The sequence below is a fragment of the Caballeronia sp. NK8 genome, from assembly GCF_018408855.1.
Taxonomy (GTDB): Bacteria; Pseudomonadota; Gammaproteobacteria; order Burkholderiales; family Burkholderiaceae; genus Caballeronia.
In genome coordinates this window covers 1,048,428-1,063,205 of record NZ_AP024323.1, presented here as the reverse complement: position 1 = coordinate 1,063,205, position 14,778 = coordinate 1,048,428, and the positions used below count along the sequence as shown (strand labels likewise).

Sequence of the window (14,778 nt, the reverse complement as noted above, 5' to 3'; positions counted from 1 at the left end):
GAAGTTATTTCTTTCCAACATGGCTAGGATGTGTCGTGCCCGGTAATCCTTTTGCCGGGTCCACACCTACCTAAACCTTGAAGGAAAGAAAAATGCGCAAATTGATGAAGGCATTCGTGCGCGACGAGCGCGGTGTCAGCGCGATGGAGTATGCAGTCCTCGCCGGCATCGTCGTGCTGGCACTGGGCGCGATGGCAAGCACGTTCAGCACCAGCATCGGCTCGATGTTCGACAGCCTGTTCAATAAGGTTTCGACGGCACAGAAAGTAAGTTGATGGCATGCGTGCCTCGCTCGGGCGTCGTCGCTCGTAGCTGAGGATCACACCGTCCACCGAAAAACGAAACCATCGTGCAGCTATTGTCTCTTGCCATTCGCCTGATCGTGCTCTGCGTGCTGCTCTGGCTCGCGGTCATCGACGTGCGCTCCCGACGCCTGCCGACCAAAATCGTGCTGGCCGTCGGTGCGCTCTTCTTTGCCGATGCGCTCGCCCGCCGCATGCCGGTCGACGATGTCATCGTTCATCTGCTGCTCGCGCTTGGCGTATTCCTGGTCTGCGCCGTGCTGTTCGCGGCGAAAATGCTGGGCGGAGGCGATGCAAAACTCGCCTCCGTAATTTTTCTCTGGGCCGGCCTCGCCTTGTCGCTGCCCGCCCTGACGCTCATTTCCGTGATCGGGACCGTCGTGTCCCTGATCAGTCTCGCGACGCGCTACATGAATCCGGATCAGCAGTTCATGCCGATGCGGGCGCTCGCGATGTTCTCTGGCGCGCGCGGCGTGCCCTATGGCGTGGCCCTCGCACTCGGCGGCGGTCTCGTGATCGTGCTGCCGGCGCTCCTGCCTTTCCTCGCGAACCGATAGGACGGCGCGCTCATGTCCAACATCATCAAGTTCGCCGTGCTTCTGGTCGGCGCTTTGCTCATCGCGCTCATCGTGCGCGTCGTCGTGGCGAGCGCTTCGCGCCCGACGGAACATGCCGTCACCACCGCGAAGGCGCAGGTGAGTGCCGCCGAGCTGCCGCAAGGTCTGCTGCTGCGCGACGAAGACCTCACCTGGAAGACGCTGCCGGTCTCGCAGTTGCCGCCCAACGCGATCGTCGAAGGCGCGGATAACGCGGTCGACATCAAGGGCGCGCTGTTGCGCCATCCGGTCGAAAGCGGCGCGGTGCTCACGTCCGCCGACGTCATCCTGCCGAACGCGCCGGGTTTTCTCGCCGCGACGCTCAAGCCCGACATGCGCGCCGTGTCGGTCGCGGTGGACGACGTGTCCGGCAACGCCGGCCTGATCCAGCCGGGCGACTATGTCGACCTGATTCTCACGCAGCAGATGGATCGCCGCACCGATTCGCCGGACCTCGCCGTATCGAGCGAGACCGTGGTCGAGCATGTGCGCGTGCTCGCGGTCGGCTCCGAGATCAAGCGGCCCAAGAATACCGGCGACGCGACCGAAGTCGTCACGCGCGCCCGCACCGTGACGCTCGAAGTGACGCCGCGCATGGGCGAAGTCGTCGCGGTCGCGGCGCGTCTCGGCTCGCTGTCGCTCGCGCTGCGCAGCTTCGCGACCGATACGCGCGATCCCGCCGCATCGGCGGCTGTCGCGGCTTCATCCACGCAACGCACGCCGATCTGGGCGGGCGATATTTCCCGCGCCGTGCGCGATCTGCCGCGCGCGCGGCCCGCGCAGGTCGCCGCGACTCACGCGCCGACGCCTCCGCGCGCCGTCACGATCTACCGCGGCTCGGACAAGGGCGATGCCGGTTCGACGGTTGCGCAGGTCGGCGCATCGTCGGAGGCGCCGCCATTGCCGACGGTGCCCGCGCGATAGACAGCGACAAGCAGCCCGACCACGACGAACACAGCATCAAGTCACGGCAGCACAGTGCCAGGATCGAATCTCATGAGAACGCAGTTGGACTTCAGCAGCATCGAAAGACGGGGCGCGCATATCGCGCTCGCGTGCGCGGGCATGCTGCTGGCATGGTCCGCTCAGGCGGCGCAGCCGGCCGCGCCCGCGAAGCAGTCGGACCATGTAACGGCGCCGGCCGTCCAGCTTGCGCAGGCGCGCACGGCACAACCCGCGCTCATCCGGACCGCGCTCGCAGCGAAGGCCGCCGCCGCGCCGGGCGTCGAGATCGGGCAGGGCGCGCTCACGCTCGACGCGGGCAAGGGCACGATGCTGCGTCTGCCGGAAGATGCCACGTCGGTGTTCGTCGCCGATCCGTCGATCGCGGATGTCCATGTGCCGTCGCCGAAGACCGTCTTCGTGCTCGGCAAGAAGACCGGCACGACCACGCTCTATGTGCTCGGCCCGAACAACAAGACGCTGCTGCAGCGCACGGTGATCGTCGCGCGCGACATGATGGCCTTGCGCAACATGATCTCGTCGCGCTTTCCGAACCTGAACGTGCAGGCGACGACGAGCCAGGGCTCGCTGCTCGTCGCGGGCCAGGTGCCGACTTCCGCCGATGCCGACGCGATCGTGCAGGCCGTCATGCCCTTTCTCACCGACAAGGAAGTGCTGATCAACCGGCTGACCGTGGATCGTCCGTTGCAGGTGCAACTGCGCGTGCGTATCACCGAAGTGGACCGCAACGTGACGCAGCAGCTCGGCATCAACTGGCAGGCGCTCGGCAGCTCGGGCAACTGGCTCGGCGGCCTCTTCAGCGGCCGCGCGATCCAGAACCTGACCCAACCGATCGTCAACGGCAACGGCGGCATCAGCTATCCGATCAACCTGCCGTCGAATAACGCGTTCTCGTTCCTCGCGGGCTTCAAGACCGGCAATACCGATATCCGCGCGCTCATCGACGCGCTGAATCAGGAAGGCCTGCTCACCGTGCTCGCGGAGCCGAATCTCGTCGCGATGTCCGGCCAGACGGCGAGCTTTCTCGCCGGCGGCGAATTCCCGATCCCGGTCTCGCAGACCAACGGCGCGATCTCGGTCGAGTTCAAGCAGTTCGGCGTCAAGCTCGACTTCACGCCGACCGTGCTGAACGAGCGCCGCATCAGCCTGAAGGTGCGTCCGGAAGTGAGCCAGATCGACCCGACCGCGAGCGTGACCACGGGCGGCGTGACCGTGCCGGGCCTCTCGGTGCGCCGCGCCGACACGACCGTCGAACTCGCGAGCGGCCAGAGCTTCGCAATCGGCGGCCTCCTGCAGAGCAATACGACGGACATCGTTTCGCAGGTGCCCGGCATCGGCTCGATTCCGGTGCTCGGCAAGCTGTTCTCGTCGTCGAACTATCAGAACAACAAGACCGAGCTCGTCATCATGGTGACGCCGTATCTCGTCGAGCCGACCGATTCCGCGAAGCTGCGCTCGCCGCTCGATTCGCTGATCTCGCCTTCGAGCGATGTCGAGTACAGCTTCCAGCGCAGGGCGGGGCAGTCGAACGCCGCGCAGCCGTCCGCTTCCGAACCGCGCCTCGTGGGCGCGGCGGGCTATGTCTATTGAGCGCCGAATCATGAAATATGCACGTCATCTCATGCTCACGGCGCTCGTCGCCTTCGCCTGCGGCGCGACCGGATGCTTCCAGCCGCCGCGCAACATGCCCAACGACACGGTGATCGGCTTCGACGGCAGAAACGCCGTGGCGCCCGATTGCGACTCGCTCACGCGCGCATCGCTCCTGACCGATGCGGGCCTGCGCCGGCCATCGATGCAATGGGGTTGCGCGACCTACACGAACCTCGCGGCGCAACTCGCGCGTCCCGCCGATATCGTCGCGCCGCAAACGCTCGGCCCGGCCAACGGCGCGACGGCGGCGAGCGCGATGCGCCGCTATGAAACCGGCCACGTGACGCCGCTCGACACGAGCTCGTCGCGCGAATCGAAGTAGCGCAAGGACGGACATCATGAGCACCACAGAGATCAGTTTCTTCAAGGGCAAGCAGGGCGTGCGAATCGCGGACTTCATCGCGTTCGTGGCGGATCGCAAGACCGAGCAGGTGTTGAAGAGCTTCGTGCTCGAACAGGCGATGCCGCACGTGCATATCGCCGTGGGCAACGTGGACGACGCCATCGCGCATCTGTCGAAGATCGAGCGCTCGCCGCTCTTTCTGCTCGTCGATCTCGAAGGCTCGGTGATGCCGCTCTCCGACCTCGGCCGCCTCGCGGAAGTGTGCGAGCCGTCGGTGCAGGTCGTCGCGATCGGCGAGCGCAACGACGTGGGTCTGTTCCGCAGCCTGCTCAAGATCGGCGTGCGCGACTATCTCGTGAAGCCGCTGACCGTCGAGCTGCTCAAGCGCACCGTCAACGTGTCCGAGGGCAAGGTGAGCCCCGTCACGCTGGCGCGCGCGGGCAAGACCATCGCCTTCGCGGGCGCGCGCGGCGGGGTCGGCGTGACCACGCTCGCGCTCAATCTCGCGCGCTATCTCGCGGAAGACACGCATCGTCGCGTCGCGTATGTCGACCTGACGCTGTGCGGCGGAGCCGCCAACAGCATGCTCGGCACGCAGAGCAACAACGGTCTCGTCGACGTGCTGCAGAACGTGCACCGGCTCGATCCGCAGTATGTGGAACGCACGCTGGTCGCGAACGGCAGCCGGCTCTTCGTGCTGTCGGCGGACATCGATTACGGCGCGAGCAAACAGTTCGAGCCGGGCGCGCTGCGCCGCGTGGTCGAGTTGCTGTGCGACAGCTTCCACTACGTGATCCTCGATATCGGCGACCCGAACGACGCGCTCGCGGCCGAAGCGCTCGATCATGCATCGCGTGTGTATCTCGTCGCGGACCGCTCGGTGCATTCGACGCGCGAAACCATTCGTATGCTGCGCTACATCGAGGACCGCGACAACAATCCGCCGACATCCGTTCTCCTGAACAACCCGAACGCGGCGACTTCGGGCAAGGTGCAACCGACCGACTTCATGACGGCCGTGGGCCGCACCGTGCTGCATGAGGTGCAGTTCGAAGCGAAGGCGCTCGCGACCGCCGAGAATCTGGGCGAAGCGCCCCCCGAGCGCAGCCAGAACAACTTCATGCAGGCGATCGCGCGCATCGCCAACGATCTGACCGGGCAGCATGCCAGCGTCGAGCGCACGTTCCTGAGCAAGTTCAAGCTGAGGAGGGCGTGATGTTCGGGCAGAAGCAGGCGCGCGCCACGTCGCTGTCCGGGATCGAGGACGGTGCGTCGCCACCCGGCGAGGCGCCGCCGCTTGCGGTCGTCGAAAAGCCGGCGGCCCCCGCGCCCGCGCCCGCTTCCATGCGCGCGCAGCCCGCTGAAGGCAACGAAACGCTGGTGCGTTCCGATCTCTTCAGGACGATCCGCGCGGGCGTGTTCGCGGCGATGAATCCATCGGCTGCGGTCGGCAAGACGCGCGAGCAGATGAAGCCCGCCGTCGAGACGCTCGTGGTCGATGTCGCTGAGCGCGAGCGCCTGAACATCACCATCGCGGAGCAGGTGCAGATGGTCGGTGAGCTGCTGAACGACATGTTCGGTCTCGGCCCGATCGAACCCTTGCTCGCCGATGAGACCATCACCGACGTGCTCGTCAACGGACCCGATCAGGTGTGGGTCGAGCGGCACGGGCGGCTGGAGCTGACCAACTGCAAGTTCCGCGACAACGCGCATGTGATCAACGTCGCGCAGCGTATCGCGGCAGGCGTCGGGCGGCGCGTCGACGAAAGCAGTCCGATGGTCGATGCGCGTCTCGCCGACGGCAGCCGCGTGAACGTCGTGCTGCCGCCGCTCGCGATACACGGCGCGTCGATCTCGATCCGGAAATTCTCGAAACGCAACATCACGCTGCACCGCATGGCGCAGCAGGGCAACATGTCGCCCGCGATGGCCAACGTGCTCAAGCTCGCGAGCACGTGCCGGCTCAACGTGATCGTGTCGGGCGGCACGGGCTCGGGCAAGACGACGCTGCTCAACGCGCTGTCGCACTTCATCGGTCACGGTGAGCGCACGGTGACGATCGAGGATGCGGCCGAACTGCAACTCGTGCAGCCGCATGTCGTGAGTCTCGAAACGCGCCCCGAAAACGCCGAAGGGCTCGGCGCGGTGACGCAGCGCGATCTCGTGCGCAACGCGCTGCGGATGCGCCCGGACCGCATCATCCTCGGCGAGACGCGCGGCGCCGAAGCCTTCGACGTGCTGCAGGCGATGAACACGGGTCACGACGGCTCGATGACGACCATCCACGCGAACACGCCGCGCGATGGCATCACGCGTCTGGAAAGCATGGTGATGATGGCCAACGGCAATCTGCCGCTGCTGTCGATCCGCCGCCAGATTGCGAGCGCCGTGCATCTGATCGTGCAGATCGAGCGCATGCGAGACGGCATGCGGCGCGTGACGCGCGTGACCGAACTCGTCGGCATGGAAGGCGACGTCATCATCACGCAGGATCTGTTCGCGTTCCGCTACGACGCGAGCGCCTACAGCGAGGAAGTGAAGGGCGTGTTCGAAACCGGCGCGGTGCGGCCGGCCTTCTCGCAACGCGCCGCTTACTACGGTCTGGAAGACGCCCTTCTGGATGCGATGAAGCCATGAACCTCGTCAACCTGATCACCTTCGCTGCGTTCACCTGCGTGCTGCTCTTCGGCGTGATGATCGTGATCGTGCAGGACATGCGCAACAACCAGCCGCCCTCGCGCATCCGTCAGCGCATGCAGAAGTCGTTCGTGTCGCAGGGCGCGCAGGCGGCGCAGGCGAACAAGCTCGATTTCGACATCTTCCTCGTCAACCGCCAGAACAACGCGCTCACGCGCTGGACGGGGCCGCGTCTCGCGCGCCTGCGCACCGTCGCGGGCGCGAACGGCGTGCGCGTCGTGGTCATCGCGGCGCTCGTGGGCGAACTCGTCGCCGTGCTGATGAATCAGTTCATGCCGCTGCCCGATTTCACGCGGCCGCTCATCATCATCGGCTTGCCGGTGCTCGCGCTGGTGCAGTCGTATCGCTTTCTGGTGGAGCGCTTTCGCAAGCGCTTTCTCGATGGCTTCCCCGATGTCATCGACATGATCGTGCGCGCGGTGCGCGCGGGCGTGCCGGTCACGCAGGTGATCGGTTCGGCGGCGAGCGAATGCCGCGAGCCCTTGAAAAGCGAGTTCCAGCTGATGGCCGATTCATTGCAGGTCGGTCTCGATCTCGACGAGGTGCTCACGGTGGCGATGCGGCGCATCGAAATCGCGGACTTCTCGTTCTTCTGCGTGTGTCTGCTGCTGCAGCGCGAGACCGGCGGCCAGCTCGGCGAAACGCTGGAGAACCTGTCGGGCATCGTGCGTACGCGCCGCGAGATTCGCCAGAAGACCAAGGCATTGACCGGCGAGGCGCGCATCACGACGAAGATTCTCGCCGCCATTCCCGTGATCATCATGCTGTCGATGTACGCGCTCAACCGGGCCTATCTGATGGTGCTGTTCAACACCGAATCGGGGCATAACCTGCTCACGTTCGGCGTGATATCCATCGGCATGGGCCTGTTCGTGATCAGCAAGATGTCGAAGCTCGATACTTCGCGATGAACCCGAACAACGTCGAAACCCTCATCAATCTGCTGATGCTGCTCGGGCTACTCGCGGCCCTCGCGGTGTGGTGGGCGCACAAGCACGGCGGCAAGCGCGGACGCATCGCGGAGCGCGCGCGCATGGCCGCGGCCACGCATCGCTTCGAGAGCGCGGCGGCGGAGGACGACGGCGAGAACACCACGTTCTCCGAGCGTCTGCTGCGGCGTCTTGCGCGCATCGGCGACAAGATTCCTCTGTTCGACGCGAAGTATCGCCTCAAGCTGCAAAAGGAAATGGTGCGCAGCGGCTATCGCAGCCACCTCGCGGTGTCGATCCTGCTCGCGGTGAAGTTCTTCTGCGGGCTCGCGTGCGCGGCCGCGACCGTGATGCTCGGTTCGCGCATTCCGATGATCGGCGCGTATCCGGCGGCGCGCGGCATCGCGATGCTGATGGTGTTCATCGTCGGGATGATCGTGCCGGAGTACATCGTCGCGTTCAAGGCGGCGCGCCGCCGCAAGGCGATGGGCGCGTGTCTGCCCGACGCGCTCGATCTGCTCGTCATCTGCACGAACGCGGGCAACAGTCTCGGCGTGTCGATCCGGCGCGTGGCCGACGAACTGACGACGATCTGCCCGCCGCTTTCCGACGAGTTCTCGCTCGCCGCCGACGAGCTGAAGCTGTCCGGCGACAGCACGCGCGCGCTCAACAATCTCGCCGACCGCATCGATCTGCCGTCGATCCGCGCGCTCATTTCGACGCTCACGCAGTCGATGCGCTACGGCACGCCGATCACGCAGGCGCTGCGCACGCTTTCGCGCACCGAGCGCGTGGCGCACATCGTGTCGCTGGAAGAGAAGGCGGCGAAGCTCGCGCCGAAGATGGTCGTGCCGATGATGCTGTTCATTCTTCCCGCGATCATCGCGATTGCCGCGGGACCTGCCGTTATCCAGTTGCTTGCGTTCATCGCGGGAAATTCGAAATGAAGTCATCCACTCAACGTATCGCGGGTCTCTCCTGCGCTGTCGCGCTCCTGCTGGCCGCAACGGGCTGCACGACGAGCGTGCGCCAGGTCACCGATACGCGTCCCGTGCTGCGCAACTCCGCGCCGAGCACGATGAGCGAACTGCGCATCGCCGACACCGCGCTGGAATCGAACAACTTCGATCTGGCGACCTCGCTGTACGAAAAGGCCGTGCAGGCCGATCCGAAGTCCGTGCCGGGCCTGACGGGTCTCGGCAACACGCTGTATAGCGTGGGCGACTACACGCGCGCGGGCGTCTACTATCAGCGCGCGAGCCAGATCGATCCGAAGGCGACGCCGCCGCTCATCGGCATTGCGCGCGTGGCGATTCATCAGCGCCGTTTCGACGACGCCATCGCCACATATCGCCGCGTGCTCACGATCACGCCGAACGACCCGCTCGCCTGCGCGGGCCTCGGCGCGGCGCTCGATATGTCCGGCGATCACGCGCATGCGCAAGCGTTGCTGCGTGAAGCGCTGATCGCCAATCCCGGCGATCCGATGCTGTCGGTGAATCTCGGTCTGTCGCTGACGCTCGCGGGCGATCCGCGTCAGGGCGCGAACGTGCTGCTCGACGTGACGCGTTTCCCCGCCGCGCCGCCGCAGGCGCGCCAGAATCTCGCGCTCGCCTACGGTCTGCTCGGCAACGACGACGCGGCCGCGGCGATTCTCTCGCGCGATCTGCCGAAGGCGTCGGTGCAGGACAACCTGCGCTATTACGAGCTGCAGCGTATGCGCGATGGTCAGACGACGCGCCCGCAGCCGGCCAAGAGCGTCGCCGTGTCGAGCGTCGCGACGCCGAAGGTTCAGACGGCGAGCGTGAAGTGACGATGCGCGCGCCAGCGCCGAAGCAAGTCCGCTTTCTCTCGCGTCTCGCGCGCGACGAGCGCGGCGTGTCGGCGATCGAGTTCGCGCTCGTCGGGCCGATTGTGTTCATCCTGATTCTGGGCACGGTGGAAGTCGCGCTCGACATGATCGTCGATGCCTCCGTGCAGTTCGCTGCGCAGCAGGCGTCGCGCGCGGGTCTCACCACCACGGTCCCGTCGAGCGGCACGCGCGATGCCGAGGCGCGGCGCATCGTCAACAACGTGCTCGGCGGCTGGACCAACATCGGCGGCAGCGTGAGCATCACGACGCGCGCCTACACCACCTACAACGACATCGGCAGCAGCAACTATCAGGACTCGATGGGCGGCTTCGGCGACGTCGTGCTCTACAACATCAGCGTGACGATCCCGAGCTTCTCGGGCATCCCGAAGCTTTTCGGCATCGACTCGCTGACCTTCCAACGCAGCTATCTCGTGCAGAACGAAAAATGAAGTCCGCGAACGGAACGATGCGATCGGCGTTCAAGGCGGCGCTCACGCGGCGCGCGCGCCGTGTGTCGACGCGTCTGATGCGCTCGGAGCGCGGCAGCGTGACGATCGAATTCGTGATCGTCGTGCCGCTCATGCTGCTCGTGCTGCTCGGCTTCACCGAGCTGTATCTGTACATGCGCGCGGTGAGCCTCACCGAGCACACGGCGTTCACGCTGGCGGATTCGATCGGCCAGATGAGCAACGTCATCAACGACAGCAGCGGCACCGGCAGCGCCAACAGTCTCGGTTCCATCTATGCCGCCGCGATCCAGCTATCGTCGCCGAACAAGCTCGATGCAAACGGCGGCGTGATCATCACGTCGATCTGCGACAAGACGGTGAACTGCAGCGGGCAGTCGGTGCTCAATCCCTCGCAGGACGCGGGCACGGCGGCGGTGCTCTGGACCGCGAGTCCGAAGTGGCAGCCGCAGGACATGCCGTCGACCATCACGACGACGAAAGTGGTGCCGTCGAACTGGCCGTTCCGCTACGGTGATTCGGCCATCGCGGTGGAAGTGTTCTACCGCTATACGCCGTTCTCGCTGACCGCGCCGTTCTGGCGCAACGCGCCGGTCGCCACGATCATCTACGAGCGCGTCTACGTGCGTCCGCGCAACGGGCAGGCGCTCACTCTCACGAAGGCATCATGAGCGCGAAGCGAAACGGTGGCGGCCCGCTGGGCGCGCGCAGTGTGCGCAACCTGCTGTGCGGCGACGAGGGCGCCGTCACGATGGTGTTCGCGGTGTGCGCGAGCGTCATGATCGGCTCGATGTGCACGGCCATCGACGCGATCCACTACGAGATGACGCAGGCGCGCATGCAGATGGCGCTCGACGTCGCGACGCTCTCGGCGGGCGCGGACCTCGCGCACTACGACACGACCAAGCCCGCCGATCTCGCGAAGTGGCAGACCGACGCGCGCGCCTATTACGACGTCAACATGCCCTCGGGCTACATGGCGCTGAACTTGCCCAATGCGAACTTTTCGGCGCAGGTGTCGGGCGCGCCCGCGACGGGGCAGACCATCCAGTTGTCGGCGACGGGATCGATGCCGCTCATCGCGCCGGTCATTTTCGGCAAGAACACGGTGGATAACGGCTCGGGCAACGGCGGCACGGGCGGCAACCAGGCGACACCCGACACGGCGAAGGTCAGCGCGAGCAATGCGGCGCTGCGTTTGCCGAAGAGCACGCTCGAACTCGTGATGGTGCTCGACAACACCGGCTCGATGAGCGACTACGCGAACAGCAAGGACCACACGCAGGGCACGAAGATATACGGTCTGCGTCTGGCGGCGCAGAACCTCGTCGACAGTCTTTTCTCGGTGACGGGCAACGATTCGTACATCGGCCTCGTGCCCTTCACGACGATGGTGAATCTGAAGAACGCGTTGCAGCCCACCGGCAAGTGGCTGACCCCGAGCTTCGACAAGTACAACAACCAGCAGGTCTACATGGCCGTCAACAAGAGCTACCAGGGGTCCGGCTGGGGCGGTTGCGCGGTCGAGCCGCGCGACGTGGGCAGCAACCTGCAGGCGCAGGCCTACGAACCGGCCAAGACGCCGGGCTTCACGCCGTTCTTCTACAACGTGCCAAAGAACGGCTTCTCGGTCTACAACTACACGACAGCGACGAAGAACGGCAAGACGACCTGCACGATTTCCAGTCCGATCGTCGTGCAGGGCGTGCCGCTCACGCTGAAGAGCGGCGGACTTTCGACGTCGTGCAATACCGTTGCAGACAGCAGCACCGTTCCGTCGATTTACGACCGCTGGTATCAGAAGTCGAGCGGCACGACCACGACTACGTACGATCAGAACGGCAACACCAATTTCAACAACAACGGGCCGTGCGCCATTGCGCCGGCGCTGTTTTTGTCGAAGGACAAGAGCGCGCTGACCACCGCGATCTCGAACATGCAGGCGGCCGGCTCGACGCTCATCCCGACCGGACTGCTGTGGGGCTGGCGCATGCTGAAGTCGCCCTGGTCGGACAATGTGGCGGGCAAGGGCAACGGCTGGATTTCGACCGACACGAGCCTGCCGCGCCTCGAGACGACGCAGGCGCTGCAGCGTGTGGTCATCGTGTTGTCGGATGGACAGAACGATCCGGGCGGCTCGACGGGCATCATGCCGCCGCAGGCTTTCAATGGTCTTTCCGGCGTGGGACGGGCCGATCTGCAGGCGTCGAGCGTGCGTCGCGCGGATGGGTCGACGCTCAATCCGGGTTCGATGGGCTCCGTCACCGATCTCAATGCGTTCCAGCTCGCGGTGTGTTCAGCCATGAAGCAGGAGGGGATCATTGTCTATTCGATCACGTTCGGCGATTACGGCACCGATCCGGGTAACGCGCAAGCGACGATGCAGAGTTGTGCGAGTCCGGGGAACTACTTTCACGCGCCGAGTAACGCGACGCTCAATCAGATCTTTCAGCAGATTGCGGGGAATCTTGGGGTGTTGCGGCTTACGCAGTGAGGTTTTTTGGGGCGTCGCCGGATCCCGTGTTCGTGTCGGTTTATTGGCGTTGCCCCTGTGCGGGGCAGTGCTAATAGACCAACACCAATACGGGATCCGGCGCGAAACGAAACCCAAGGCACGTACGTTGCTAACACCGCAGGAGCAGGTCTACTTCATCAAGGAGGTCCGACATGCCCGAAAAGAAAACCCTCGAGCGCGCAGCGAAGGCAAAACGCGCAGGCAAATCCCCGACCACGCAGGCGGGCGAGTTCGTGAAGGAGCAGATCGATCACATCCGCGAGGGCAAGCACGGTGCGAAATCGGCGAAGCAGGCCATCGCGATCGGGCTGTCCGAGGCGCGCCGCTCGGGCGTGAAAATGAAGTCGCCGAAGCAGGGCACAACCTCCGAGGCGACGCGCAAGAAGGCCGCACAGGACACCAAGGCCGCGCATCGCACGAAGAAGAGCCCGAGCACGGAGTCGAAATCGAAGCGCTCCGCCGCGTCCACGCGCGTGCTCAAGCGCGAAAGCACCAAGGCGGCTTCGCACAAGTCACTGTCGCGGCAATCGCATGCGGCGGCCAGCCGGCGTTCGGCGGCGGATCGATCGGCGGCGGCGAAAAAGGGCTGGGCTACACGCCGCGCGCGTGCCGCTGCCGCATCGAAGGGATCGCGCACGCGTCACGCTTCGCGTTGAGCAGGAAGCATCCGCGCAAACGAAACGGCCATCGTCGCGAGTTCCTGCGCCGCAGGCGTGAGCGGAACGCCCGCGCGACGCAGCAGACACACCGGCGTTTTCGCGGCACGCTCCGCGATCGGCACGATCTCGACATGCCCGCGAAAGAACGGATGCTCCGCGAGACTCGTGGGTTCGAGCCCGAGATAATCGCTCGATGCGATGCAGTGCAAGGTGTCGAAGACCGCCTCGGTCGTCGCGGCGATGTGCGGCGGCGCGAGTTTTGCATGCTCGAAAAGCGCCGATAGCTTGTTGCCCGTCACGCCCCCGCCGCGCTGTCGCGTGCTGACCCATTCGACATGCCGCAAGTCCGCGAGCCTGCGCGAGCGCGCGAGCGGATGACCGCGCCGCGCGATCACCGCGACGTCGGTATCGAAGAGCGGTGTCGTGTCCATGTCGTGGATATCGGCGTCGGGCGCGATCAGTGCGAGCGCGAAATCGAGGCTGCCGTCGCGTACCCAAGACGTCAGCATGCGCGAGGTCGCGCTCGTCAGATGCACGTCGATGCGCGGACAGCGCTCCCGGTAACTCGCGAGCAACGCGGGAAAGAGCCGCATCGTCGCTTCCGCCGCGAGCCCGAGCGCGACGCGGCCCGTCAGTTCACCGCGCAACTGGCGCATTTCCTCTTCGGTTTTTCTGCATTCGCCGAGTATCAGTTCGGCCCGCACGCGCAGTCGCTCGCCGATCGGCGTCAGGCGCGCGCCTCGCACGTCGCGCTCGAACAGCGGGCCGCCGGCCTGCGCTTCCAGCTTGTGAAGTTGCTGCGTGATGCCGCTTTGCGCGATATCGAGCCGCCGCGCGGCGGCACGCACGCTGCCCGCATCGGCGACGGCGACGAACATGCGCAACTGCGTCAAGGTCAGGTCCACGCTCGGCGCTCCCGTCGGGTGATCTCGAAAAGTGATCATGATAAGCAAAACGCCTCTTTTTGCGAGCGTTTTGCAGCCGTAGTATCGGTGCCAACCTTACGGAGACACCGCGTTCATGTTCAGACTCAGCTCTTTATTTCTGGCCGCCGCGCTCGTGGCCGCCGCGCCGGTTCACGCGAAAGACGCCGACACCTTGCGCCTCGGCATCGACCCAGGCTATCCGCCGATGGACGTGAAGACGCCCGACGGCCACGTCGCGGGCTTCGACGTCGATCTCGGCGACGAAATCTGCCGCCGCATCGCAATGCGTTGCCAATGGGTCGAACTCGAGTTCTCGGGGATGATCCCCGCGCTTCAGGCGCGCAAGATCGACGGGATCATGTCGTCGATGGCGATCACCGACAAGCGTCTCAAGCAGATCGCGTTTTCCACCAAGCTGTTCCAGTTTCGCTCGCGTCTGATCGCGCGCAGCGGTGCGCCGCTCAAGGCGAGCGCGGAAGGGCTGCGCGGCAAGCGCGTCGGCGTGCAGAGCGGCAGCCAGTTCGAAACCTACGCGATGAAGAACTGGCAGCCCGGCGGCGTAGAAGTGGTCGCGTATCAGAGTCAGGAAGGCGTCTTCAACGATCTCGCCGCCGGCCGGATCGACGCGGCGCTGCTCGGCTCGGTCGAAGCGGAGCACGGCTTTCTGAAGACCTCGCGCGGCGCCGGCTTCGCGTTCGTCGGCGAGCCGCTTTCGATGGGCGATCACGGCGTCGGCATGGGCTTGCGGCAGGACGACGCCGCGCTCAAGGCGAAGGTCGACAAGGCCGTGACCGACATGCGCGCCGACGGCACGTATCAGAAGATCGCGCGCAAGTATTTCGATTTCGACGTGTACGGCGACTGAGGATCATT

General features: G+C 65.3%; 16 protein-coding genes. 15 read left to right on the top strand and 1 reads right to left on the bottom strand.

The annotated features are described in order from the left end of the window. The first annotated feature begins 92 nt into the window (after window positions 1-92). The 14 genes from NK8_RS19610 to NK8_RS19545 all read left to right on the top strand — a co-directional run bounded on the left by NK8_RS19610 (window position 93) and on the right by NK8_RS19545 (window position 12,976). Window positions 93-275: a Flp family type IVb pilin gene (locus tag NK8_RS19610; RefSeq protein ID WP_162067707.1), complete on the top strand. Its 183-nt coding sequence runs from the start codon at window positions 93-95 to the stop codon at window positions 273-275. A gap of 74 nt (window positions 276-349) precedes the next feature. Then, on the top strand, window positions 350-859 hold the full coding sequence (locus tag NK8_RS19605) for a prepilin peptidase (protein WP_162067706.1): 510 nt from the start codon (window positions 350-352) through the stop codon (window positions 857-859). A 12-nt stretch (window positions 860-871) separates the two neighbouring features. Continuing rightward, on the top strand, window positions 872-1,822 hold the full coding sequence (gene cpaB, locus NK8_RS19600) for a Flp pilus assembly protein CpaB (protein ID WP_213229105.1): 951 nt from the start codon (window positions 872-874) through the stop codon (window positions 1,820-1,822). A gap of 72 nt (window positions 1,823-1,894) precedes the next feature. After that, window positions 1,895-3,451, top strand: a complete 1,557-nt coding sequence (locus NK8_RS19595) for a type II and III secretion system protein family protein (RefSeq protein WP_225936279.1) — start codon at window positions 1,895-1,897, stop codon at window positions 3,449-3,451. Window positions 3,452-3,461: 10 nt separating this feature from the next. After that, window positions 3,462-3,836, top strand: coding sequence for a CpaD family pilus assembly lipoprotein (locus NK8_RS19590; protein WP_174258072.1), 375 nt, complete (start codon window positions 3,462-3,464; stop codon window positions 3,834-3,836). 16 nt (window positions 3,837-3,852) lie between these two features. Continuing rightward, window positions 3,853-5,073: an AAA family ATPase gene (locus tag NK8_RS19585; RefSeq protein WP_213229103.1), complete on the top strand. Its 1,221-nt coding sequence runs from the start codon at window positions 3,853-3,855 to the stop codon at window positions 5,071-5,073. Then, window positions 5,073-6,494 carry a CpaF family protein gene (locus NK8_RS19580; RefSeq protein ID WP_213229101.1) on the top strand — a complete coding sequence of 474 codons (1,422 nt, stop codon included), beginning with the start codon at window positions 5,073-5,075 and terminating at the stop codon, window positions 6,492-6,494. Before NK8_RS19585 ends, NK8_RS19580 begins: the two co-directional genes overlap by 1 nt. Beyond that, window positions 6,491-7,465 carry a type II secretion system F family protein gene (locus NK8_RS19575; protein WP_162067702.1) on the top strand — a complete coding sequence of 325 codons (975 nt, stop codon included), beginning with the start codon at window positions 6,491-6,493 and terminating at the stop codon, window positions 7,463-7,465. Before NK8_RS19580 ends, NK8_RS19575 begins: the two co-directional genes overlap by 4 nt. Then, the gene (locus NK8_RS19570; protein ID WP_213229099.1) at window positions 7,462-8,430 is read left to right on the top strand and encodes a type II secretion system F family protein; all 969 of its coding nucleotides are present in this window, start codon (window positions 7,462-7,464) and stop codon (window positions 8,428-8,430) included. The genes NK8_RS19575 and NK8_RS19570 overlap by 4 nt, the downstream gene beginning before the upstream one ends. Then, window positions 8,427-9,296: a lipopolysaccharide assembly protein LapB gene (locus tag NK8_RS19565; RefSeq protein WP_162067700.1), complete on the top strand. Its 870-nt coding sequence runs from the start codon at window positions 8,427-8,429 to the stop codon at window positions 9,294-9,296. Before NK8_RS19570 ends, NK8_RS19565 begins: the two co-directional genes overlap by 4 nt. 2 nt (window positions 9,297-9,298) lie before the next feature. Continuing rightward, entirely contained in the window at window positions 9,299-9,787 is a 489-nt protein-coding gene (locus NK8_RS19560) for a TadE/TadG family type IV pilus assembly protein (RefSeq protein WP_213229097.1), read from the top strand. Continuing rightward, window positions 9,784-10,476, top strand: coding sequence for a TadE/TadG family type IV pilus assembly protein (locus NK8_RS19555; RefSeq protein WP_225936278.1), 693 nt, complete (start codon window positions 9,784-9,786; stop codon window positions 10,474-10,476). The genes NK8_RS19560 and NK8_RS19555 overlap by 4 nt, the downstream gene beginning before the upstream one ends. Continuing rightward, the gene (locus NK8_RS19550) at window positions 10,473-12,299 is read left to right on the top strand and encodes a VWA domain-containing protein (RefSeq protein ID WP_225936277.1); all 1,827 of its coding nucleotides are present in this window, start codon (window positions 10,473-10,475) and stop codon (window positions 12,297-12,299) included. Before NK8_RS19555 ends, NK8_RS19550 begins: the two co-directional genes overlap by 4 nt. Before the next feature lie 173 nt (window positions 12,300-12,472). Further along, window positions 12,473-12,976: a DUF6496 domain-containing protein gene (locus NK8_RS19545; RefSeq protein WP_213229095.1), complete on the top strand. Its 504-nt coding sequence runs from the start codon at window positions 12,473-12,475 to the stop codon at window positions 12,974-12,976. Here NK8_RS19545 and NK8_RS19540 read toward each other — a convergent pair. Continuing rightward, window positions 12,961-13,923 (bottom strand): LysR family transcriptional regulator, encoded by a 963-nt coding sequence (locus NK8_RS19540; protein ID WP_225936276.1) that lies wholly within the window; start codon window positions 13,921-13,923, stop codon window positions 12,961-12,963. The genes NK8_RS19545 and NK8_RS19540 overlap by 16 nt on opposite strands. Window positions 13,924-13,999: 76 nt before the next feature. On the opposite strand from NK8_RS19540, the gene NK8_RS19535 reads away from it, so the two are divergent. Beyond that, window positions 14,000-14,770: a transporter substrate-binding domain-containing protein gene (locus NK8_RS19535; RefSeq protein ID WP_162067697.1), complete on the top strand. Its 771-nt coding sequence runs from the start codon at window positions 14,000-14,002 to the stop codon at window positions 14,768-14,770. Window positions 14,771-14,778 lie beyond the last annotated feature (8 nt).